The sequence below is a fragment of the Massilia sp. Se16.2.3 genome (assembly GCF_014171595.1).
Classification (GTDB): domain Bacteria; phylum Pseudomonadota; class Gammaproteobacteria; order Burkholderiales; family Burkholderiaceae_D; genus Telluria.
In genome coordinates, this window is record NZ_CP050451.1 from 922,025 (window position 1) to 945,072 (window position 23,048).

16 protein-coding genes and 5 pseudogenes are annotated in these 23,048 nt (G+C 65.6%); 13 read left to right on the plus strand and 8 right to left on the minus strand.

The window, feature by feature from the left end; all coding sequences use genetic code 11:
* Nucleotides 1–143 precede the first annotated feature (143 nt).
* The 5 genes and pseudogenes from G4G31_RS04390 to G4G31_RS25180 all read right to left on the minus strand — a co-directional run bounded on the left by G4G31_RS04390 (nt 144) and on the right by G4G31_RS25180 (nt 3,987).
* Entirely contained in the window at nt 144–1,199 is a 1,056-nt protein-coding gene (locus tag G4G31_RS04390; protein WP_182990458.1) for an AI-2E family transporter, read from the minus strand.
* A gap of 95 nt (nt 1,200–1,294) precedes the next feature.
* Nucleotides 1,295–2,173, minus strand: coding sequence for an FAD-dependent oxidoreductase (locus G4G31_RS04395; protein ID WP_229425346.1), 879 nt, complete (start codon nt 2,171–2,173; stop codon nt 1,295–1,297).
* Nucleotides 2,174–2,406: 233 nt separating this feature from the next.
* A pseudogene (locus G4G31_RS25170) lies at nt 2,407–2,565 on the minus strand (FAD-dependent oxidoreductase); the annotation flags it as partial.
* A 142-nt stretch (nt 2,566–2,707) separates the two neighbouring features.
* Nucleotides 2,708–3,484: a serine hydrolase gene (locus G4G31_RS25175; protein WP_229425347.1), complete on the minus strand. Its 777-nt coding sequence runs from the start codon at nt 3,482–3,484 to the stop codon at nt 2,708–2,710.
* Nucleotides 3,412–3,987, minus strand: a complete 576-nt coding sequence (locus tag G4G31_RS25180) for a serine hydrolase (protein ID WP_229425348.1) — start codon at nt 3,985–3,987, stop codon at nt 3,412–3,414. The genes G4G31_RS25175 and G4G31_RS25180 overlap by 73 nt, the downstream gene beginning before the upstream one ends.
* A gap of 234 nt (nt 3,988–4,221) precedes the next feature.
* Between G4G31_RS25180 and G4G31_RS04405 the strand changes: the two are divergent.
* From G4G31_RS04405 to G4G31_RS04420, 4 genes and pseudogenes are all read left to right on the plus strand, one after another.
* Nucleotides 4,222–4,966, plus strand: a pseudogene (locus tag G4G31_RS04405) (GntR family transcriptional regulator).
* A gap of 121 nt (nt 4,967–5,087) precedes the next feature.
* Nucleotides 5,088–5,968: pseudogene (locus G4G31_RS04410) on the plus strand (N-acetylmuramic acid 6-phosphate etherase).
* Between the two features lie 63 nt (nt 5,969–6,031).
* Nucleotides 6,032–7,297, plus strand: a complete 1,266-nt coding sequence (locus tag G4G31_RS04415; RefSeq protein WP_182990459.1) for an MFS transporter — start codon at nt 6,032–6,034, stop codon at nt 7,295–7,297.
* 248 nt (nt 7,298–7,545) lie between these two features.
* On the plus strand, nt 7,546–9,156 hold the full coding sequence (locus G4G31_RS04420) for a glycoside hydrolase family 10 protein (protein ID WP_229425349.1): 1,611 nt from the start codon (nt 7,546–7,548) through the stop codon (nt 9,154–9,156).
* A 16-nt stretch (nt 9,157–9,172) separates the two neighbouring features.
* Here G4G31_RS04420 and G4G31_RS28050 read toward each other — a convergent pair whose 3' ends face one another.
* On the minus strand, nt 9,173–9,742 hold the full coding sequence (locus G4G31_RS28050) for a hypothetical protein (protein ID WP_308622119.1): 570 nt from the start codon (nt 9,740–9,742) through the stop codon (nt 9,173–9,175).
* On the opposite strand from G4G31_RS28050, the gene G4G31_RS04430 reads away from it, so the two are divergent.
* From G4G31_RS04430 to G4G31_RS04455, 7 genes and pseudogenes are all read left to right on the plus strand, one after another.
* Complete coding sequence (locus tag G4G31_RS04430) at nt 9,729–10,361, plus strand: BadF/BadG/BcrA/BcrD ATPase family protein (RefSeq protein WP_308622121.1); 633 nt, start codon at nt 9,729–9,731, stop codon at nt 10,359–10,361. The two genes, G4G31_RS28050 and G4G31_RS04430, sit on opposite strands and share 14 nt — an antisense overlap.
* A 22-nt stretch (nt 10,362–10,383) precedes the next feature.
* Nucleotides 10,384–11,154: pseudogene (locus G4G31_RS04435) on the plus strand (N-acetylmuramoyl-L-alanine amidase); the annotation flags it as partial.
* 372 nt (nt 11,155–11,526) lie between these two features.
* Nucleotides 11,527–11,868: pseudogene (locus G4G31_RS27420) on the plus strand (LysR family transcriptional regulator); the annotation flags it as partial.
* A gap of 61 nt (nt 11,869–11,929) precedes the next feature.
* Complete coding sequence (locus tag G4G31_RS27425; protein ID WP_267873653.1) at nt 11,930–12,397, plus strand: LysR substrate-binding domain-containing protein; 468 nt, start codon at nt 11,930–11,932, stop codon at nt 12,395–12,397.
* The gene (locus G4G31_RS04445) at nt 12,394–13,035 is read left to right on the plus strand and encodes a M15 family metallopeptidase (protein WP_182990462.1); all 642 of its coding nucleotides are present in this window, start codon (nt 12,394–12,396) and stop codon (nt 13,033–13,035) included. The genes G4G31_RS27425 and G4G31_RS04445 overlap by 4 nt, the downstream gene beginning before the upstream one ends.
* 684 nt (nt 13,036–13,719) lie before the next feature.
* The gene (locus G4G31_RS04450) at nt 13,720–14,013 is read left to right on the plus strand and encodes a hypothetical protein (RefSeq protein ID WP_210283924.1); all 294 of its coding nucleotides are present in this window, start codon (nt 13,720–13,722) and stop codon (nt 14,011–14,013) included.
* Nucleotides 14,014–14,301: 288 nt separating this feature from the next.
* The gene (locus tag G4G31_RS04455; protein ID WP_182990464.1) at nt 14,302–14,829 is read left to right on the plus strand and encodes a PEP-CTERM sorting domain-containing protein; all 528 of its coding nucleotides are present in this window, start codon (nt 14,302–14,304) and stop codon (nt 14,827–14,829) included.
* A 147-nt stretch (nt 14,830–14,976) separates the two neighbouring features.
* Here the strand turns inward: G4G31_RS04455 and dacB are convergent, their stop codons facing one another.
* Both dacB and G4G31_RS04465 read right to left on the minus strand, forming a co-directional pair.
* Nucleotides 14,977–16,566: a D-alanyl-D-alanine carboxypeptidase/D-alanyl-D-alanine-endopeptidase gene (dacB, locus tag G4G31_RS04460; protein ID WP_308622125.1), complete on the minus strand. Its 1,590-nt coding sequence runs from the start codon at nt 16,564–16,566 to the stop codon at nt 14,977–14,979.
* Entirely contained in the window at nt 16,544–17,782 is a 1,239-nt protein-coding gene (locus tag G4G31_RS04465) for a nucleoside recognition domain-containing protein (protein ID WP_182990465.1), read from the minus strand. The genes dacB and G4G31_RS04465 overlap by 23 nt, the downstream gene beginning before the upstream one ends.
* 328 nt (nt 17,783–18,110) lie before the next feature.
* On the opposite strand from G4G31_RS04465, the gene G4G31_RS04470 reads away from it, so the two are divergent.
* A complete protein-coding gene (locus G4G31_RS04470; RefSeq protein ID WP_229425350.1) occupies nt 18,111–19,871 on the plus strand; it encodes an ABC transporter substrate-binding protein in 1,761 nt (586 codons plus the stop codon).
* Nucleotides 19,872–20,062: 191 nt separating this feature from the next.
* Nucleotides 20,063–22,834, plus strand: a complete 2,772-nt coding sequence (locus tag G4G31_RS04475; RefSeq protein ID WP_182990467.1) for a TonB-dependent receptor — start codon at nt 20,063–20,065, stop codon at nt 22,832–22,834.
* Nucleotides 22,835–23,048 lie beyond the last annotated feature (214 nt).

Consider the following 23,048-nt stretch of genomic DNA (forward strand, 5'->3'; position numbering starts at 1 on the left):
GATTTATCCTTGCCCGCCGGCAGCAGCGGGAGGGAAGACCTGGAGCGCCTGACAAAACCTTCATGGCAAGGCGCAGCGGCGAAGACAGTACACCTGTACGGCGAGACGCTGCAACGCAGCTATGGAGTTTTTGTTGGGCGCTCTCATTGGTGAAACTCCTCGGCCGAGGCGAACAGGTCCCAGGAGGCGATGAACAGTGCCGCAATCAGGGGGCCGATCACGAAACCGTTCAGGCCGAACAGGGCCATGCCGCCGATGGTGGACAGGAGTACCAGGTAGTCCGGCATCTTCGTGTCCTTGCCCACCAGCAGCGGACGCAGCAGGTTGTCGACCAGGCCGATCACGATCACGCCGAAGGCAATCAGCACCACGCCCTGCCAGACCGCGCCCGTGACGAGGAAATACACCGCCACCGGCGCCCAGACGATGGCCGCGCCGACCGCCGGCAGCAGCGACAGGAAGGCCATCACCACCGCCCACAGGAGCGGCGCCTGCACATCCAGGAACCAGAAGATCAGTCCACCGAGCGCGCCCTGGGCCGCGGCGACAAGCACGTTGCCCTTGACGGTGGCACGGATGACGGTCGTGAAGTTATTGAACAGGCGCTGCTTGTAAAACTGGGTCAATGGAAAAGCCTGGCGGATGCGCCCGGCAATCGACTGGCCATCGCGCAGCAGGAAGAACAGCAAATACAGCATCACCGTCAGGCCGACCAGGAAGTCGAAGGTATTGCGGCCGATATTGACGGCCTGGCGCGCCGCCGTCTGGCTCAGCTGGGTGGCGCCTTCGGACAGTTTTTGCTGGAGAGAAGCGAAGTCGGTGACCTCGAAGCGTTCCAGCAGGCCAATGACCCAGTCGGGCAGGGCGCTGACGATGCGCTGGAAATAGGCACCGAAATCGATGTGGCCGGAACCGACCTGGGCGTAGATCGCCAGCGCCTGCTTGACGAGCGAGGCGCCGATCAGGGACATCGGCAGGATCACCATCACGATGATCGACAGCAGCGTGAGCAGGGCCGCCAGCGTCGGCTTGTGCCCGGTCTTGCGCAGCAGCCAGCGGTACAGCGGCGCGAACAGGATCGCCAGCACCACGCCCCAGAACACGGCGCCGGAATACGGCAGCAGGATCCAGCCGAAGGCGAGGGTGACGAGGGTCAGCAGTAACAGGAAGAATTTTTGCTGCAGGGTGAACTGGTTCATGGGCTCGGCGATCGTTGTGTCATTTCGACACCATCATAGTCGATCCGCCCAGCGGTGGCCGCAATTGCGGCATGTACCGCGCCGCGCGGCCGGCTTCAGCGCTGCAGCGCCAGCATGTCGAGCGCGAAGGGCGGCGCCTTTCCCAGCATCAGGTCGGTCAGTATGCGCGCGCTGCCGGCGGCGAAGGTAAAACCGAGGGGGCCGTGGCCGACGTTCAGCCACAGGTTCGACAGGGGAGAAGCGCCGATGATCGGGGCGCTGTTCGGGGTTGCCGGGCGCAGGCCGGCCCAGGCGGATACCTGGCTGTAGTCGGCCGCGTGCGGCATCGTTTCCTGTACCTGCCGGGTCAGGCTGCCAATGCGCTTCGGATTCAATCGCAGGTCTTCGCCCACCATGTCGACCATCGCCGCCACCCGCAACTTGTCGCCAATGCGCGCATACAGCACCTTGCGCTCGAAATCGGTCACGCTGATCTGCGGCGCGGTGTCGGTGGTGCGGATCGGCGCCGTCAGGCTGTAGCCTTTCAGCGGGTACAGGGGCAGCTTGACACCCAGGTGCGCGGCCAGGTGGCGGCTTTCGATGCCGGCCGCCAGCACGAAGGCATCGCCGCCGATGGCGCCGGCCGTCGTATCGAGGCCGACGACGCGCCCACCGGTGGCGGCAATATTGACTACCTCGGCCTGGATGAAGCCCCTGAAACGGGGATGTGCCCCGATGCGCGCGGCCAGCGCGGTGCAGAAGGCATGGCAGTCGGCCACCGCCTCGCCGGCGTTATGGATGCCCCCCGCGAGCAGGTGGCGCGCCGCGCCCGGGGCCGGTTCGCGTTCGGCGCATTCGGCCGCGCTCCAGATGGCGCCGCCATTGGCTTTACGGGCCGCCGCGTCGAACACCTTGGCCGAGCGGTACACCACCAGCTTGCCGGCGTCGCGCCAGGCAAAGTCGCTTGGGGAAACGATCGATCCCAGCTGCTGCATGCCGGTGCGCGACAGTTCTCCCAGTTCCAGCAGCTTGGCCGTGGTGCGGCGGTTGGCCGCGGCCGTGCACTGGCCGAGGAAGCGTGCCAGCCAGGTCCACTGGCGCAGGTCGAATTCGGGCCTGAAGCGCAGCGGGCCATGCTCTGGAACAGCCAGGCGACCGCCTTCAGCGGCACGCCGGCATCGGCCAGCGGCGACACATAGCGGTAGCTCAGCTGGCCGCCATTGCCATAGCTGGCGCCGCTGGCCACCTGGGCTGCGCGCTCGACCACGGTCACGCCGAAGCCCGCTTCGAGCAGCCACCAGGCCGAACTCAGGCCGACGACGCCGCCGCCGATGACGACCACCTGTTCCCTTGCTTGCGACATGTTTTGCTGGATTCCTCGCTGCATCCCGACACTTTATTGTTGTTGACCGACGTGGGTACCCGCACCAGGGAAGAGCTTAGGTGCAAGACCGTATCGCCCGCCAATGAAAGTGGCAGCCCACCTCATAACCGGCAGTCATGTGCGTTCTGCCGGCCATCCCCCTGCATCAGCCGGCAATGGCGTGACGAAACATGCTGCTCAAGATCTGCTCCTCGAAGCGCGCCAGTGCCGAATAGCGCCCTTGCTGCGTTTCCGGATCGGCCGAGGTGCCGCCGACGAGCACGATCAGGCCGTTGCGGCGCTCCCGGTCCAGCGCGAACACCGAGCGCAGGCCATAGGCGTCGCCGAGGTGGCCGACGGCGTCGAAACCTTCCACCAGGCGCCGCCCCGGTTCGTCCGGGAACTGGGCATTGCCCAGGCCCCAGACCTTGAAGAGGCCATGCAGGGTGTCGCCATTTTGCCCATCGGCGCGCCACCCGGGTGTGAACATGCGCTCGAGCGTGGCCGCCTGCAGGATGCGCTGGTTGCCATGGCGGCCGCCGTTCATCAGCATCAGCATCACGGTGCCGAGCTCGCGCGCCGAGATGCGCAGGCCGCCGGTCGGGCTGAACGGGGTCGCGTTCTCGCCGAGGACGTAGCGTTCGAGGCCAGGCGGGGGCGGTGGGGGACGAACAGCGTCGACCTGGGCGATCCAGGGACCATTCGCATCCCACACTTCGGTGTCGACGGTGCGCTTGCGATACAGGGTGGCAAGGTTACCGAGTGCCGCCGGCGCCAGTTCGGCCGGGTTGTAGCCGGCCTCCAGACCGAGCGGCGCCAGCAGCAGCTGCCGCATCAGGCGGTCGAAACGCGCGCCGGCCACGCGCTCCATCAGGGTGCCGATGATGCCCCAGCCGAGATTGCAATACGTGAAATAAGCGCCGGGCGCGGCCGCGTTGCCCACATGCGGCCCTCCCCATGCAGCGGGCCGCCAGGCATCAGGAAATCGCGCAGCGGGGTACCGGCCGGGAAGGAATAGCCGGCGTCGTCGCGCAACGAGGACGTGTGGGTCAGCAACTGGCGCAGGGTGATGGGGCGGTCGGGGAAGTGCGGGTTGCGCAGGCTGAAACCGAGCGCTTGGGAAACGTCCTCGTCCAGCTTGACCTTGCCCGCCTCGACCAGGCGCATCAGGCCCAACGTCGTCATCATTTTCGAAACCGAGGCGATGCGGTACAGGGTATCGGGCGTGGCGGGGGCATCGGCTTCGCCAGGCCCGCCGATGCGACGGCGGCCGAAGGCGCGCGCATACACCGGTTTGCCGGCGCGGATGGCCAGCACCGACAGGCTGGCCAGTTCGCATGCCGGGTCGGCGGCGATGGCGGCCAGCTCCGCGTCGAGCCGGGCGAAACCGCTGCGCTTGCCGGAGGCCGGCGCAGCCGCCAGCACCGGCCCCATTCCGCCCAGCAATGCAAGTCCGAGCAGTGCTCTCCTGCTTCCGTTCATCTGTCCCCCGAGTTGGCGCCCGCCTGGGCCGGTCGAGCATACGACGCGTTGCCCGCGCCTCCCAATGAAATGGCGTGAACGCGGCATAAGCTTTTGTTATGCTGCCGCGGCGGGCGCATCCGGACGATGCGCCTGCAACATTCTACGGTCGCAGCTGCCGGGCTGCCGTACACTTGGGCACAGCACCGCCACCAGAACATGAGTAAGCCAATGACCGACTTCAAGGTCGATGCCAACGACAATTCGCCGCTGTACATGCAGCTGGCGCGCAAATTGACCCAGGACGTGCGCGAGGGCCGCTACCAGGCCGACCAGGCGCTGCCTTCGGAGCGCACCCTGTCCGAGCAGCAGGGCGTCTCGCGCGTGACCGCCCGAAAAGCCATCGACCAGCTGGTCGAGCAGGGCCTGGTGGTGCGCCGCCGCGGTTCGGGCAACTATATTGCACCGCGTATCGAGCAGCCGTTGTCGAACCTGTCGAGCTTTTTCCGAGCAGTTGCAGCAGCGCGGCTATACCCCGAACTCGCACTGGCTGAAACGCGAGGTCGCCGCGGCCGACCCCGACGAGCAGCTGGCGCTGGGCCTGTCGCCGGGCGCGCGGGTGGCGCGTCTGGCCCGCCTGCGCCTGGCCGACGAGGTCGTCATGGCCTATGAAACGAGCGTCATTCCCGCCAGCGTGCTGCCGCGACCGCAGGAAGTGGCCCATTCGCTGTATGCCTACCTGGACGGCAGCGGCCAGATGCCGGTGCGCGCCCTGCAGCACATCCGCGCCATGAATGCATCAAAAGAACTCGCTGCGCGCCTGGGCGTGCCGGAAGGGCAGGCAGTACTATTCATTACCCGCGTCGGCTATCTGGAATCGGGGGTGGCCGTCGAACTGACGCATTCTTATTGCCGCAGCGATTACTACGATTTCGTGGCCGAGCTGCGCCGCGCTCCGGGCTGAAGTCAACGAGCAGGCGCCGCATAACTTTTCGGAATAATGACGGGCCTTCCTTTCATGGAAGATGTTAGTCAATTGGTATTACACTGGTTTTGTCAATCATTCCGTTAGAACCATTTCCGCCATGCTGAAGACCGAAACCCCAGCCCAGGACCACGCCCTGCTCGACCAGTACCCGACCGTGGAGCTGGTCAATGCGCTGGTGGACGATCAGCGCACTGCGGCCGATGCGGTGCGCGTCGCCGCCCCCGCCTGGCCGCCGCCGTCACGGCCGCGCTGCCGCGCATGGAGGCGGGCGGGCGCCTGGTGTATGTCGGTGCCGGCACCTCTGGCCGCCTCGACCTGCTCGACAGCGTGGAACTGTATCCGACCTTTTCCTGGCCGCACGAGCGAGCCGTCGCCCTGCTGGCCGGCGGCAACGAGGCGATGTTCGTTGCCGTCGAGGGCGCGGAAGACGACCTGGAGCAGGGCGCGGCCGACCTGTGCGCGGCCGGCGTGAATGCCGATGACGTGGTGCTGCTGATCGCCGCTTCCGGCGCCACGCCCTATGTATTGGGTGCCCTGCGCGCCGCGCGTGAACTCGGCGCCCTGACGATCGGCTTTGCCAACAATGTCGACGCCCCGGTGGCGAACGAGGCCGAGATCGGCGTGACGCTCGACACTGGCCCGGAAATCATTTCCGGCAGTACCCGCCTGAAAGCGGGCACGGCGCAAAAAATTGCCTTGAACACTTTTTCGAGCGCCTTGATGGTGCGTTTGAACAAGGTTTATGGCAACCTGATGGTAGACTTGAAGGCGACCAACGCCAAGCTGGTGCAGCGTGCGATCCGCCTCACGGCCTTCGCTACCGGTGCCGACGAGGCCGCTGCCCGCGCGGTGCTGGAAGAATGCGATTTCCACGTCAAGACCGCGATCGTGGCCTTGTCCAGACAAACAGGTGTCGAGCAGGCAAAAGCCTTGCTGGAAGCGACGCACGGCAGCGTACGCCTCGCCCTGGCCGGTTAAAACGGGCCATGGCCGGTTTGCCGTTGGCCTGATTCGCCGCGCTTGCCCGATCACGAAAGCCTTATGCAAACGTCTCAAGCAAAAACTCCCTGGCTGTGGGTGCCCTCGCTGTATTTTGCCCAGGCCATTCCCTATGTCGTGGCGATGAGCCTGGCCACGGTCATGTACAACGACCTGGGTGTCTCGAATACCGAGATGGCCTTCTATACCAGCCTGCTCTACCTGCCCTGGGTCATCAAGCCGCTGTGGTCGCCGATCGTCGACATGCTCGGCACCAAGCGCCGCTGGACCATCCTGCTGCAGGCCGTGGTGGCCGCTTCCCTGCTGGGGCTCGGTTTCGCGCTGAACCTGCCCTCCTTCTTCATGATCAGCCTGGCGGTGATGTGGGTGATGGCCTTCAGCTCGGCCACGCACGACATCTCGGCCGACGGCTTCTATATGCTCGGCTTGCGCCAGAAGGACCAGGCGGCCTTCGTCGGCGTGCGCAGCACTTTCTATCGACTGGCAACGATCGTCGGCGGCGGCCAGATCCCGATCCTGGCGGGGTTGTTGACGGGGTATCTCGGCAGCAAGCACCAGGCCTGGTCGATTTCCTTCTTCGTGCTTGCCGCCATCTTCACCGCCGCCTGCATCTGGCACGCCTTCGTGCTGCCGCGCCCCGACAGCGATCACGCGATCAAGCGTGGCGCCAACCCGCTCGGCGATTTCTTCGGCACCTTCGTCGCCTTTTTCCGCAAGCGGGACATCTGGTTGATCGTCGGTTTCATTTTGACTTTCCGCCTCGGTGAAGCCCAACTGCTGAAACTCGTGGCACCGTTCATGAAGGACTCTCTCGCCAAGGGCGGCCTCGGGCTCTCCACCACCCAGTACGGCCTGGCATATGGCACCGTCGGCATCATTGCGCTGACCATCGGCGGCCTGGCCGGCGGCTATTTGATCTCCCGTATCGGCCTGAAGCGCGCACTCTGGCTGATGGTGCTGGCGGTGCACTTGCCGGACCTGGTCTTCGTCTACCTGTCGCAGGCGCAGCCGCAGAATTTCTACGTCATCTGCGCCTTCCTCACCGTCGAGCAGTTCGGCTACGGCTTCGGTTTCACCGCCATGATGCTGTACATGATCATGGTGTCCGATGGCGAGCACAAGACGGCGCACTACGCGATCTGCACCGGCCTGATGGCGCTGGGCATGATGGTGCCGGGCATGTGGAGCGGTGCCTTGCAGGAATATCTCGGCTATAAAAACTTCTTCATCTGGACCTGCCTGGCGACGATTCCCGCCTTCGTCATGGCGGGGTTGGTGAAAATCGATCCGGAGTTCGGCAAGAAGTAAGCATCCGGCCCGGGCCGCGGCGCCCTTGCCGGTCAAGCCCGTGGGGGCCTTCGTATTGTGCGCGGATGAGCGCCGCGCATTGCTGGTATTCTCCGCATTCTTCCGGCTGCCTGGCGTGAACCGCATGTCCGCCTGTGCACGCCGGCAGCGCCCGTTCACGATCGATGGCATGGATGTGCTGGCCCGGGTCGTGTGCTGCCGGAAGTAGTTTGTCAACGTATAAAAGATCAGGGAATCGAGGAGCGGTAGTGGGAGCAGATTTGAAGAAACGGGCGTTCACGCTGGCGGCCCTGGCGGGGATGTTGGGCGCGGGAGGCTTCCTGGCCAGTTGCTCGACGCCGCAGCAAAAAGGGGCAACGACGGCCAGCGGTACCATCGTCGCCAGCGGCCCCCTGCCGCCGGCCGCGCCGCGCGAATTCCGCGCCGCACGGGTGTCGACGGTGGCGAACATCGACTGGCCAAGCCGGCAGAACCTGAATGCGGCCCAGCAGCAGGCCGAGGCGATCGCCATCCTCGAGCGCGCCAGGGCGATGCGCCTGAACGCGATCGTGCTGCAGGTGCGCCCCTCGGCCGACGCCATCTATGCCTCCAAGATCGAACCCTGGTCGGAATACCTGACTGGCGCCCAGGGCCAGGCGCCGCAGCCCTGGTACGACCCGCTGAAATTCTGGGTGACCGAGGCGCATGCGCGCGGCCTGGAACTGCACGCCTGGTTCAATCCCTACCGCGCACGCCACGATGGCGCCCGCTCGCCGGCCGCGCCGAACCACATCACCCGCTCGAATCCGGCCGCCGTGAAACGCTACGGCAAGTACATGTGGATGGACCCGGGAGAAGAAGCGGCATCGAAGCAGACGCTCGACGTCATCCTCGACGTGGTGCGCCGCTACGACATCGACGGCGTCCACATCGACGATTATTTTTATCCTTACCCGATCGAGGCGACGCCGAACGGCGCCGGCAACGAGGCCGCGCTGGAGGGCAAGGCGGGCGCGAAGGAGCTCGACTTCCCGGACACCCCGGCCTGGGAGCGCTACCTCGCCAAAGGCGGCAAGCTCGACCGCGCGTCCTGGCGGCGCCAGAACGTCAATACACTCATCGAGGACATGTACCAGGGCATCCACCGCGAAAAGAGCTGGGTGCGCTTCGGCATCAGCCCCTTCGGCCTGGGCCGTCCGGACCGGCGCCCGCCCGGCATCCATGGCTTCTCGCAGTACGATAAATTGTATGCCGATGCCGAATTGTGGCTGCAGAAGGGCTGGCTCGACTACCTGTCGCCCCAGCTCTACTGGCCGCGTGCACAGCCGGCGCAGGCCTATGACGTGCTGCTCGACTACTGGATCAGCCAGAACCCGCAGGGCCGTCACATCTGGCCGGGCCTGTTCACCAGCCGCATTGGCGCCGCGACCAAGGAATATCAACCGCAGGAAATCCTCGACCAGATCGGGGCAACCCGTGCACGGCCCCAGGCAGGCGGTCACGTACACTTCAGCATGGTGGCCTTGATGCAGAACCGCAAGGGCATCACCGACCAGCTGCGCAATGGGTCCTACGCGACGCCGGCGCTGGTGCCGGCCACGCCCTGGCTGGGCAACGCCAAGCCCGGCCTGCCCAAAGTGAAGGCAACGCGGGCGGCCAAGGGCATCGAGCTGACGTTTGCGGCCGGCAAGGCGAATGCCTTGTATGCCGTGTGGGCGCGCCATGGCGGCGAGTGGACCTTCGAGGTCGTGCCGGCGTCGAAGGTCGAGTGGACCCTGCGCGACGATGCCCGGCTGGGGGCGCCGGACGCCGTGTTCGTCGGCGCCGTCGACCGCCTCGGGATCGAAGGCGACCGGGTGCAGGTGTGGGGCAAGGCGTAGGGAAGCGCTGATCTATTCACGGCGGCGTCTCGGCCACGACAAAATGCGCCCTGCGGCGTTGCAAATCCTCGCGATACCACGCGGTATCGCTGCGGTTTGCGCCTTGCACGGCACATTTTTCGTGACCGATTCCGTCCAGCCGGAATAAATCAGTGCTTCCCAAGGCCTTGGGCGTCCAGCCATCGCATAACCTGCATTCATGCAATAACGGCAAGCATTCATTCGCAATGCATGCCGACAGGACGTAGACTTGTTCCAAATGACTTCTTTTCCTGATTCCGGCATCGGCCTGGGCATCGATGCCGGCGGCACCCAGACCCGCTGGGCGCTCGCCGGTGCCGGTGGCGCCATCCTTGGCGAAGGTACCGTTGCCGACCTGTCCGCCCTGCAGATGGCCACGCATGAAGGCCGGGCGCGCGTGCATGCCACGTTTACCGGGCTGGCGCAGGCGGTACTGGCGGTGGCGCAACCGCTTCGCGTGCGTGCCGGCCTGACCGGGTTCGGCGGCGATGGCGAACAATTGCAGGCCTGGCTGGCCGCGTTGCTGGGCATCGAGCCCCGCGGCGGTAGCGATGTGCAACGACATCGAGATCGCCTACCGCGCCAGTTTCGAACCCGGCAAAGGCTACCCGGTCTATGCCGGGACCGGATCGATCGGCGCCTTTATCGATGCCGCCGGCGCTTTTCATCGCGCCGGCGGGCGCGGGGTAGTGCTCGACGATGGCGGCGGCGGCTTCTGGATTGCCCGCGAAGCACTGCGCGCCATCTGGCGCCGCGAAGACGGGTGCCCGGGCAGCTGGGAAACGTCGCCCATGGCACGTGCCGTGTTCGATTACGTCGGCGGTGCCGACTGGGCGTATTCGCGCCAGTTCATCTATGGCCAGGAACGCGGAGAAATCGGCAAGCTGGCCGTGGTCGTGGCCGCCAGCGCCGGGCAGGACCCGGTCGCCGACGCCATCCTGACGGAGGCCGGCCGTGAACTGGCACGCCTGGCACAAGCCCTGATTGCGCGCTTCGGGCCGCGTCCGGTGGTCCTGTCGGGACGCGCCGCCGAGCTGCATCCGATCATCGCTGCCAGCATGCGCGCGAGTCTGCCGGCCGCCACCATCACCCAGCGCGCCACCCGTGCCCACCATGCCGCCGCGCGCCTGGCTGCGGCCGATGCCGCGCAGGGCGCTACCGCTGCGGCAGCGGGCGCCACCTGATCAATCAATCAACGGACAACTGATGAAAAACCTAGCAGCCACCCTCCTGATCGCCTTGCTGGCCGGTTGTACCACTACCGGACCGAATGTTGTCGACAAAACCTTTAACGCCAAGGGCCAGGCCAGCCGCGTGCGCTTCCTGGTGCTGCATTACACGGTGTCTGACAAGCCGGCCTCGCTGAAGATCCTGACCGAGCAGCAGGTGAGTGCTCACTATCTGCTGACCGACGACCCCACGCCGAAGATCTTCGGCCTGGTCGATGAGAGCCGCGCCGCCTACCACGCCGGCAACTCGAGCTGGAAAGGCTTTACACAGCTCAACAACAGCTCGATCGGCATCGAAATCGTCAATCCCGGCTGGCAGGACACCCCGAACGGGCGCGTGTATGCACCCTTCCCGCAGTCGCAGATCGACGCCCTGATCCCGCTGGTGAAAGACATCGTCGCGCGTCACAAGATCGCCCCGGAAAACGTGCTCGGCCACAGCGACATCGCCCCGCTGCGCAAGCAGGATCCGGGACCGATGTTCCCCTGGTACCAGCTGGCGCAAGCCGGGCTGGTGGTCTGGCCGGACGCCAACCGCGTCGCCGCCGTGCGCCAGGTGTTCGACATCCAGGCGCCGGACGCGGCCTGGTTCCAGAAAAAACTGGCCAGCCACGGCTTTTCGCTGACCCAGAGCGGCGTGTTCGACGAACCGACCCGCACCGTGATCGCCGCCTTCCAGATGAAGTATCGCCCGGCCAATATTGCCGGCGAACCGGATGCGGAAACGGCCGCCATGCTGGAAGTATTGACGACCCCGACCAATGCGCCGCTGCCGCCGGTGCCGCCGCCACCGGTGCCGGTATTCCGTCCGGCTCAGCCGGAGGGCAGCCTGCCCGTGGACCCGGGCGTGCCGCCGGTACCGCCGGTACCGACAACGCCTGCCGTGCCGCCGCTGCCCCAGGTACCTGGCTTGCCGGCCGTGCCACCCGTGTCGCCGCTCCCGGCCACGCCCGCCGTGCCGGTGCCGCCGGTGCCGGCGCCGCTCCCGGCGGGCGCACGATGACCATCGCTGCGTTTCCTGTTTCCCTGTATCCTTCGGCCAGTTCGCGCCTTGCGCGGGCGGTCTTGTCGAAGGATTGAAGCAATGCGCCTGCGCCACATCGAAGTTTTCCACGCCATCATGCAGGTCGGCACCATCAGCGGTGCCGCCCAGGTTCTCCACATCTCCCAGCCGGCCGTCACGAAAGTGCTGCAGCACGCCGAGCTGCAACTGGGCATGCCGCTGTTCGAGCGTGTACGCGGCAAGCTGTATCCGAAACCGGAAGCGCACCTGCTGTTCGCCGAGGCCGAAAAATTGCACCGCAACCTGCAAGGCATCCAGCGCCTGGCCGCCAGCCTCAAGGGCCGCGCCGTCGAGACCGTGCGCCTGGTGTCGACGCCGACACTGGCGATCAGCGTGCTGCCGCAGGCGATGACGGCCTGGCGCCGCCGTTTCGCCCAGACCCGCTGCGAACTGGCGACGTATCACACCAGCGAGATCGTCAACGCCTTGCGCCTGGGCGAAGCCGACCTGGCCCCTGTCGTTGCAGGACCCGCGCCACCCCGGCATCGTCGCCGAACCGATCGCGCAAGGGCAATTGACCGTCATGGCGCCCGTTGGTACCTGGAGCGACGCCGAGTGCGCGCAGCCGCTCGATGCCGCCGGCCTCACGGGCGAACTGATCGGCCTGGCCGACAACGATCCGCTCGGCGAAATGGTGCTCGCTTCCTGCGAGGCGCAGGGCATCACACCCGTCTTCCACACCGTGGTGCAGACCTACCAGATCGCCCGCTCGCTGGTCGAGGCCGGTGCCGGCACGGCCGTGCTCGACCCGTTCACGGCGGCGTCGGCAAACGCCGCCAAGGTGCAATGCCGGATCTGGGCGCCGGCCATGCCGGTGCAGCTCTACCTGCTGACCGCCAGCCACGCGCCGCTCTCGCACGGCGCGCGCGAACTGGCCAACTGCATCGGCGCCACCGCGCGTGCCTGTCTTGAACGAGGATGTCAATGAGTCAGTCGAGCCCGGGCCAGTCCTTGCCCGGCCTGAGCCTTGCCAGCGAAGACATCGCCGGCAGCCCGGAATTTCGCCACCTGTCTTCGATCGCGGGCATCGCGGTCGACCTGCGTTACGCCGGACCCAACAACTTCGTCGGACGCGACCTGTACTCCCCCTTCGACTGCGCCTGGCTGCACCGCGACGCCGCCGCCGCGCTGGAAACGGCGGTGGCCTGGCTGACCGTCCAGGCGCCCGGCCATACACTGCTCGTGCTTGACGCCCTGCGCCCGCAGCGCGTGCAGCAGCAATTGTGGGATGCGCTGGAGGGGACGGGCCTGCAGATGTACCTGGCCAATCCGGCGCGCGGCTCGATCCACTCCTACGGGATGGCGCTGGACGTCACCATTCTCGATCCGCACGGCGCCGAGCTCGACATGGGCACCGGCTTCGACGACATGACGGATGTGTCGCATCCGGCGCGGGAAGAAGCATTCCTGGCCAGCGGCCAGCTTCATGCATCCCACGTGGCCAACCGCCGCTTGCTGCGCGGCGCCATGCTCGCTGCCGGCTTTTCGGGCATCACCACCGAATGGTGGCATTTCGACTGCGGCGACCGCGAACGCGTGCGCGCTACCTTCCGCCGCGTCCTGTAGCGGTTCCTTGCTTCCAGCCTGCGGGCTGGGCCGATGTCCGGATGCCGCCTTGCGCGCCAATTCGGTCCTCCGTTTTGGTTCCCATCGGGTGCCCGCGCACACTTGAGTTGTCTCAGCCTTTGGCAGGCCCGCACCGGGACAATCTCCTTATCGACGAGAGGTTGATGGTGAGGCTGGACGTGCAGCCCCGTTTCCTCTCGCGCAATGGCTTGGAGCGCCAGGCACCATCTTCGGCAAGGCAACCCGTCGACGTCCGCATGCGACCACGACGCGGTGATCTCTTGCGACGATAGGTTTGCCCGGCGTTCCCATTCCCCAACGGACAGGAGAGGTGCGCAATGAAACGTTTGATGATGGCCGCGGTCGTGGGCTCGGCCCTGGCAGGGTGTGCCACGGGCGGCGGCGAGCTGTTCGCCGCGCGCGACACGACGGTGGAATACGTACGGGTGTTCGACATCAAGACCGGGGCGCCGGGTCCGGCGGTGGTGCGCGCCGCCAGCGAAGGCATCAGCCGCAACATCGGGAACGCCGCCCTCGCCACGCCCCTGCCCGACACGGCCGAGCTGCAGGAACAGCCGGGACCGCTTCAAGCTGGCCGAAACACCCGGTACGGCGCTCGGGCCGAGCTGCGACGGCGCCAGCTGGACGGCGAAAGCGCGGCCGGAAGTGCGCGGCGGACAAGACGTGCAGATCGTCGCCTGTCTGTTCCCGTACAAGCTTGGCTACCAGCTCGACATGTACGCCGCTTTTGTGAAGAAGGAAGGCGGCTGGCTTGCGTGGCCCCGTCGCGCCGTCGGCAAGATCATGGGCACGCCCGAGAAATACGTCGAGAAAACCATGCTCGACGTCGTACGCAGCATCCGCGAAACCACCAGGGGACAGGTGGCACTGGTCGAAGCGCGGCCCGAGGTCGCGGGTGCGCCCTGGCTGGAACCGATCGGCAGCGCGCCACGGACGAGCGACGCTGCCAAGCCTTAGCGTGCGCGGATCCGCTCCCGTCCACAGCCCGTGCCCGGGGCGCGGACCGCGGCGCCGCGTCTTACCCGCCCCGGGTTTTCCGCGGCGACCAGGCAGGTCTGTGCCGCGTCGGTAAAATTTACAGCGCGAAATTAACCAGATGTATAACTAGAGAAGGATCAACAGCTTACACGGCTGGCACGACAATTGCTGAGCTGGTTGCGCAGCACCTGCACATGCTTTGCAAATAAGCAGGACATGCATTGCACATACATGCACATAACGCGCATCAGCAAACTAGGGGAAACCATGAAGATCCAACGCATCCTGAAGCAATTGTTCGTTGCCGGCGCCCTGGTCGCCGGCGTCAGCCAGGCGCAAGCCGGCGTGATGACTTTTTCGGACCTGGTCGATTTCGAGAATTATTCGGAAGCGGGCATGGACATGTACTCGTCGGATGTCTGGAACTGGCCGGAAGCGCAGATGGCCCACATCGACTTCGGCGAGGCCGGTTTCGTCCTGAACAGCGGCGCGCAGTTCAACCTGAACAGCATCGACCTGCTGGCCGACGGCGGTGGCGGTACGGCGCGCTTCTCGGCCTACCTGGACGGCGAACTGCTGGGCTGGATCGACGTGGCGACAGCCGGCACCTACGCCTTCGGCAACCTGTTCCAGGGCATCGACGAGCTGCGCGTATCCGTCATCGACAACCACTTCAGCTTCGATAACCTCGTCTTCAACGAAGACGGCAGTACGGACGTGCCGGAACCGACGAGTGTCGCCCTGCTGGGCATGGGCATGCTGGCCCTGGCGGCACGCCGCCGCAAGCAGGCCTGAGTGTATTCCCGCCAGGCCTGAGCGGTCGTTACGGCCCGGCCGGGCAGGTTGCAGGCCGGTCCCGTTGACCAGGAGGGCCTCATCCGACAAGAGTTGCTCCCCCGTCACGCACCAGCGGGACGCCAGTGCACGGCCGGCCTGCGGCGCTCAGCGTGCGCTGGCGGCTACCGGCATGGCGGCCGGGGCGATGCCAGGCTGCGCCGACGCCGGCGCCGGCAATGGCGGCTGGCCGCCCGAGCGCGCTACCCAGTCGACCAGCGCATCGACCACGGCGCGCCCGCGGCCTTCTCCGGCGAATTCGTCGTTCACGAAGGCCACCACCACGTTCTGCACGCCCGTTGCGTCCGGCACATACCCGGCCAGCGCCACCACGTTGCGCAGCGTACCGGTTTTCAGGCGGGCGCGACCGGCGGCCGGGCTGCCGTTCAGGCGCCGGCGCATGGTGCCGTCCGTTGCTGCGATCGGTATGCTGGCCAGGAATTCCGGTGCCCAGTTGCTGCGCAGGCCAGCGCGCAGCAACTGTCCCATTTGTAGCGGGCTGATGCGCTCGATGCGCGACAGGCCGGAGCCGTTTTCGATCACGAAGCCGCTGTCGTCGATGCCGTGTCCGCGCATCCAGTTGCGGATGGCCATATCGGCGCGGGCATAGGTAGTCTGGGGCGCCTGCGTCAGTGGATCCGCCAGCGGCGGCAGCGGCCGGCTCCCCAGGACCGGGTCCGATGCCAAAGCCCCCATGGAGAGGAAGAGGGTACGCGCCAGTGCGTTGTCCGAGGGTTTGTTCGTGTCGCGCACGACTTCCGGCAGCGCGCGCGCCCTGTGTTCGGCCAGCAGGCGCGCATCCTGCGGCGTACTGCCAGGGAGCGTCCTGCCGCTCAGCTTGCCGCCAAGCTGTTTCCACTTCAGGCGGAACAGGCCGTCGATATAGTCGTCGCGGTCGAGAACGTTGATGCTGTTAGTCCGCGCACAGTTCTTCGGATAGGTGCCGTTCAGCACGACCTTGATCTTGCCATCGCTGCCAGGTACGGCTTCGGGCAGCTTCCAGCCTTCTTCCCAGCGGGCGCAGTCGGCGTCGATCAGGCGCATGTTCGAACTGATCGTCACCCCCGCCAGCGCCGGCTGCATGTCCAGCTGCAAGCGCGTGCTGGTCGAACGCATGTCGATCTGCAGCATGTTCTTGTTGATCAGGAGCGCATCGGGAATGACGTTGTAATACGCCTCGGGTGACTCGTCGAAGGGCGGCAGGCCGACATCAACTCGCGCCGGATTGAACAGCGTGCGGTCGAGCACCAGGTTGCCCTCGATGCGGCGGATACCGGCATTGTGCAGGGCGCGCAGCATGCCTTCCAGCACCTCGCCGGACAGGTCGGCGTCGGCGCCGCCGCGCAGCACCAGGTCGCCCTTTAATATCCCGTTGTTCAGGTCGCCGTTCGTCAGCAGCTCGGTACGCCCGCGAAAGACCGGGCCCAGGTGCTCGAGGCCGACCAGGGTCGTCACCAGTTTCATGGTCGAGGCCGGCTGCATGGGGCGCTCGGCCAGGTGTGCGAGCACGGTCTGGTCGCCGCGCAACACCAGCAGGCTCACCGCGTCGGACGCCAGGCCCTGCTCCGCCAGCACCCGCGCGACCGGTTCCGGCAACTGGGCGGCAGCCGGCAGGCAGGCGGCGAGGGCGGCGGCAGGACGGCAACATGAACGAAGTGGCGGCGCATGCAGGTCCTTAACCGAAGAAGAGGTAGGCAACGAAGATGGCGGCGACCACGCCCGCGAAGTCGGCAAACAGGCCGCAGGAGATCGCGTAGCGGGTCTTGCGGATGCCTACCGAGCCGAAGTACAGGGCGACGATATAGAAGGTGGTGTCGGCCGAGCCCTGGAAGATGCAGGCGAGACGGCCGACGAACGAATCCGGGCCGTAGGTCGTCATGGTGTCGATCATCAACGCGCGCGAGCCGCTGCCCGAGAGCGGCTTCATCAGCGCGGTCGGCAGCGCCGGGATGAAATCGGTGTTCATGCCCAGCTGGACGAATAACCACTCGAAACCGCGCACGACGAAGTCGAGCACGCCGGCGTTGCGCACCACGCCGATCGCCACCAGCATGCCGACCAGGTAGGGAATGATGGTGAGCGAGGTCTGGATGCCGCCCTTCGCGCCTTCGATGAACGCTTCATAGACGTTGACGCGCTTCTTCAGGGCGCCGACCATGAAGGTCACGATGATGGTGAACAGGACCAGGTTGGCGGTCACATTCGATACCAGCTGAATCTGGTCCTTGGTCAAATAGTTGCTGAAGTAATAGATCAGGCCCCCAATCGCTGCCGTCATCGCCGCGATCCAGCCGCCCAGCACCGGATCGAACAGGTTGATGCGCTGGCGGATGCCGACGATCATGATGCCGGCCATGGTGGCCACATAGGTCGCGATCAGGCAGGGGATGAAGATATCGGCGGGATTGGCCGCGCCCAGGATCGCCCGTTGCGCCATGATCGCCAGCGGAATCAGGGTCAGGCCCGAGGTGTGCAGCACCAGGAACATGATCTGGGCGTTACTTGCCTCGTCCTTGTTCTGGTTCAGGGTTTGCAGGCTTTCCATCGCCTTCAGGCCAAAGGGCGTGGCGGCGTTGTCCAGGCCGAGCAGGTTGGCCGAGAAGTTCATCACCATGTGGCCGTTGGCCGGGTGGTCCTTGGGCACTTCCGGAAAAATGCGGGAGAAGAAGGGAGCGATGATGCGTGCCAGCACGTTGATGGCGCCGGCCTTTTCGCCGATGTTCATGATGCCAAGCCAGAGCGTCATGACGCCGGCCAGCGGCAGGGCGATGTCCATCACCGCCGTCTTGGCCGACGAGAAGGTGCCGTCGACGATGCGCTTGAAGATTTCCGTGTCGCCGAGGAACAGCCATTGTCCGAGAGCGGCGACGAAGCTGACGAGGAAGAAACCAGTCCAGATGTAATTGAGAGCCATGAGTCAGTCCAAATGCGGGCGCATTGCCCCGGGCAGTGCCGCTGGGGGATGCCAGGGCGCTTGCCACGCGTTGTATGGCCGCCTGATCCGCCGATAGCGCGCGATCATTGCAGCTTTCCTGCGCACGATTGTGCAGCGGAGAGTATAGGCGCAGAGCAAGCTGCAAGGATGAAAGAATGCAGTTGCGCCATGCGGAAAAGTTATGTGTGCCGGGTTGCGTTTGCTGTCGTGCCTTGTCGCGCATATGATACGCAAGGCCCAACCACGACCTCCACACATGAGACTTTGCACGGCCTGCTCTTCCTTGTTGCTTGCACTTGGCGCGCTGATGCCGTCCTTGCCATGCACCGCGCAGGCGGCTGGGGGAGCAGGCGCGGACACGGGTACGCCGAAAGTGCTGCACATCTTCCTGTCCACCAGCGAAACCGGCCTCGATCCGGCGGTGGCGTCCGATAATGCCACCCTGTCGCTGCTGGAAAACCTGTTCGACCCGCTGCTGCGCTACGACTACCTGGCGCGCCCGGCTCGGCTGCGCGGCAATACGGCGACCGCCCTGCCCGAGGTCAGCGCCGACGGCCGCACCTACACCTTTCGCATCCGTCCCGGTATCTATTTCACACCTGACCCGGCTTTTAAAGCGAGCAAGCGCGAGATGACGGCGGCAGACTATGTATATAGCCTGAAACGCCTGTACGACCCGGCGCTGAAATCGCCCTGGTTGTATATGTTCGACGGCAAGATCGAAGGCGACGCGGTATTGAAGCGCCGCTTCGATGTCGACGCCGACGTACCCGGCCTGCAGGCGCCGGACCGCTACACGCTGCGCATCCGCTTGGCGGCGCCCGACAACAATTTCCTGTTTTATATGGCAACGCCCGCCTCAGGCGTGGTCGCGCGCGAAGTCATCGAAGCGTATCCCGGCCAGGCCGGCAACCATCCGGTCGGCACCGGTCCCTTCATGGTCGGCGACTGGAAGCGCAGCGACCGCATCGTGCTGCTGGCCAACCCCGCCTCGACGGCCGTGTTCCACGCGCAGCCGGGGACGAATCCGGAAGACCGCGCGATTGCGGCCGCCCTGGAGGGCAAGCGCCTGCCGCGGGTCGACCGGGTAGAGGTCAAGATCGCCGAGGAATTCCAGGGCCGCATGCTCGGTTTCCTGAACGGCGAATACGATTACCTGGAGCAGGTGCCGGAATCGATGACGGACATGGTCATTCGCAATGGCCAGCTCAAACCCGAGTTGGCCGCACGCGGCATGCAGCTGTCGCGTTTCCCCGTGCTACAGACCTATTACATGTGGATGAACATGAACGATCCGGTGCTGGGCGGCTACAGTCGCGACCGGATCGCCCTGCGCCGCGCGATCGCGCTGGCCTACAACAGTGCCGAGGACATCGCGCTATTGAAGAAGGGCTTTGCCATCAAGGCCGAGTCGCCGCTGCCGCCGAATGTGCTCGGCTACGATCCGCACTACCGCAGTCCCGTCCCCTACGACCCGGCGCTGGCGAACGCCCTGCTCGACCGCCACGGGTATGGCAAGCGCGACGCCGAGGGCTTTCGGCGCGCACCGAACGGGCAGCCGCTGACGCTGACCATGCACAGCGAAGCGACCGTAGGCGGGCGCCTGCGCGACGAACTGTGGAGAAAATGCCTGAATTCCATCGGACTGCGCGTGGTGTTCAAGTCCGACAAGAAGACGGAGATCATCAAGGCCTCGCGCCTGGGCCAGGTGACGATGTTCGAAAGTAACTGGATCGCGGATTTCCCAGACGGCGACAATTTTTACCAGCTGCTGTACGGCCCCAATGCCGGCCGCGCCAACTACGCGCGCTTCAACTTGCCCGCCTATAACGAACGCTATGAAGCGGCGCGCCAGCTCCGGGACGGCCCTGCACGCCAGAAGCTGTATGGCGAAATGAACCAGCTGATCCACGCCTATAACCCCTGGGTACCGCTGACCCATGTGCTGTCGGCCGATCTGCGGCACCCGTGGCTAAAAAACTACAAGCGCCATCCAGTGGAATTCACCAACTGGCGCTACCTGGACATCGATGTTGCGCAAAGGGCACGCTCGACCCGGCAGCCTTGATAGAAAGTGTGAGTTTTCCCTCTATTAACATTCCCGGAAGTTATACTTCCCGCCGGTTATTTCATTGGATGGCGCCACACCCCGCGCGTACTCTCGAAACGAACCATGCCGTCATGACATGGCGGACCCAACAAGCGACGCACCGCCGCATTATCCACAGATCAAGATCGCGACACCTTAGGAGAGACCGCGTGAAGTTAAAGAAGCTAGCACATCTGATTGCCCTGATCGGGGCAGTAAGCCCGGCAGTCGCACAGGAGCTGCAACAGAACACCCCGATGGCGCGCGTCGAGGTGACCGGCAGCAGCATCAAGCGCATTGCCAGGGAAGGCGCGCTGCCGGTGCAGGTGATCACCTTCGACCAGATCCAGAAGCAGGGCATCACGACCACTGAAGAGCTGGTGCGGACGATTTCGGCCAACGGTACCGGTGCCGACAACATGACCTCCGGTAATAACGTCTTCGGCGCCGATGCCGACCGCGTCAGCGGCGGCGCCTCGTTCGCTTCGCTGCGCGGCCTCGGCCCGAACAGCACGCTGGTGCTGCTCAACGGCCGCCGCATCGCCACCCACGGCGGCAGCGGCAAGGCGGTCGACCTGAATTCGATCCCGCTCTCCGCGATTGCCCGCGTCGAGATCCTCAAGGATGGCGCCTCCGCGATCTACGGTACCGATGCGGTTGGCGGCGTCGTCAACTTCATCCTGCGCACCAATTACCGGGGCATCGAAGCGTCGGCCACCGTCAACGCCACCGAAGCCGGCGGCGGCACTACCCGCCGTGCCACCCTGCTGGCCGGTCATGGCGACCTGGACAAAGACCGCTTCAACGTCATGGCGGCGGTCACGGTCGACAAGAACGACATGCTGCACTCGCACCAGCGCGGCTTCGCCAACGGCTTCCAGCCGCAGCGCGGCCTGTCGCCGGACACCACCGGCACGCCGTTCGCGAACCAGCTCAGTGGCGCGGGCACGGCGCTGGGCGCGAACTTCACGGTACCGGGCGACGCCACCAAATACCTGCAGGCCAACCTGCTGAGCTTCCAGAACAAGTGCGACACGATTCCCTACATGTCGCAATACCAGAGCCAGCTCTGGCCGGACGTCACGCCGGTGACGCGCACGCGCTTCTCCTGCGCCTATGACTACGGCGCCGACTACGTCATGATGCCGCCGGCCGAGCGCGCCAACGCGATCGCCCGCGGTTCCTTCCAGATCGCGCCGGGCCATCGCCTGTTCGTCGAAGGCATGGCCTCGCGCTCGCAGGTGACGTCGATCCTGACGCCAATGCAGATCTCGGCCTCGCTGGCCAACGGCGCCGTCTACCCTGTCGGCGGCCCGTACTACCAGGACCTGTCGCAATACGTCGCCACCTTCGATAGAACGAAGCCGATCGCCTACAAGTGGCGCGCCGTCGATTTCGGCAACCGCGAGATGGACAACACCACCGACAGCGCACGCCTGCTGGTCGGCCTCGAGGGCACCGTCGACAAGTGGGACTACAAGCTCGGCCTGTCGCGCGCGATCAGCAAGACGCAAACCACGCTGACGAACGGCTATGCCTACACCACGCCGATGTACCAGGCGCTGGGCACCGGCAAGATCAATCCCTGGCTCGCTCCCGGCCAGACCCAGACCGCCGAGGCGATGGCGCTGATCGAGTCGACCAAGTTCCGTGGCGACCTGCAGCACGGCCGCACCTCGCTGACCCAGCTCGACGGTTCCGTGTCGGGCGAAGTGTTCAACCTGCCGGCCGGCGCCGCCGCCGCTGCCGTCGGTTTCGACCTGCGCCGCGAAGGCTATGGCTATGGCCAGGATGCCGACGCCACGGTCGTCTGGCAGGCGCCGGGCAACGCCGCCCTGCAGGAAGCCACGCGCGACGTCAAGGCCGTGTATGCCGAGCTGATCCTGCCGGTATTCAAAAACCTGGAAGTCCAGCTGGCCGTGCGCCGCGACGACTACAGCGTGATCGGCGCGACCACCAATCCGAAGGTCGCCTTCCGCTTCCAGCCGGCGAGCTGGCTGCTCTTCCGCGGTTCGGCCAACAAGGGCTTCCTGGCGCCGAGCTTCACCCAGCTGTATTCGGCCTCCCTCGACGGCGAACTGCCGAACGGGACGATCGATCCGGTCGGCTGCCCGCTGAACCCGGGGAACCCCGACTACTGCGCCATCGCGCGCCTCGACTTCAAGGCCGGCGGCAATTCGTCGCTGCGTCCGGAGACCTCGAAGCAGGGTACGCTGGGTGTGGTGGTCGAGCCGGTCAAGGGCTTCTCGGCTTCGCTCGACTACTGGATGATCAACACCCAGGACAAGATCCTGAACCGCACCCCACAGGTCATCCTCGCGAACCAGCCCGCGCTGGCGGAAAACGTGATCCGCAACCCGGCCAACGGCGCCAACATCGGCACCATCGAGTACGTGCGTTCGGGCTGGATCAATGCCGGTGGCGCCAAGACGCGCGGGCTTGACCTCGGCCTGCGTGCCGACGGCAAGTGGACCGACGTGAAGTGGAGCGCCGCCCTGGACGGTACCTGGACCCAGAGCTTCAAGTTCGCCGAGATCGCCGGCCAGCCGTACAAGGAATACGTTGGCCAGTTCTACACGCGCGACCTGTACCTGCGCTGGAAGCACAGCGCGACGCTGACGGCCACCCGCGGGGACTGGAGCGCCATGCTGAGCAACTACTTCGCCAGCGGCTACAAGGACCAGGTACCGAACGGCGGCAAGGGCACGCCGCCGGCTGGCTTCGATCCGGACGTGTCGAGCTATACCCGCTTCGGCCTGTCGACGACCTACACCGGCTTCAAGAACACGTCGATCACTTTCGGCATCCAGAACCTGTTCGACCGCGACCCGCCGTTCACGGCGCACAACGTCGACGAAGTCGTCGGTGCCGGCTGGGATCCGCGCGTGGCCGATCCACGCGGCCGTTCGTACTCGCTGACGCTGAAGTACACCTTCCTCTGATCGCAGGAGGCGATAAGCTGCAGGCAGGGCGAACACGCGCCTGGCCTGCAGCTTTTTTCATTTCCGATTCCCGCCACCACGCCATCGATGCCCACGTTCCGCAGCCCGCCTCCGCAGGGTGAACCTCTTCTCGGCGAAGCGCTGGGCAGGCGCGCGTTTTGCGCCCGCCTGGCGGCGCTGGCGCTGGCGGGCAGCTGCGCGCCAGCCCTGGCCG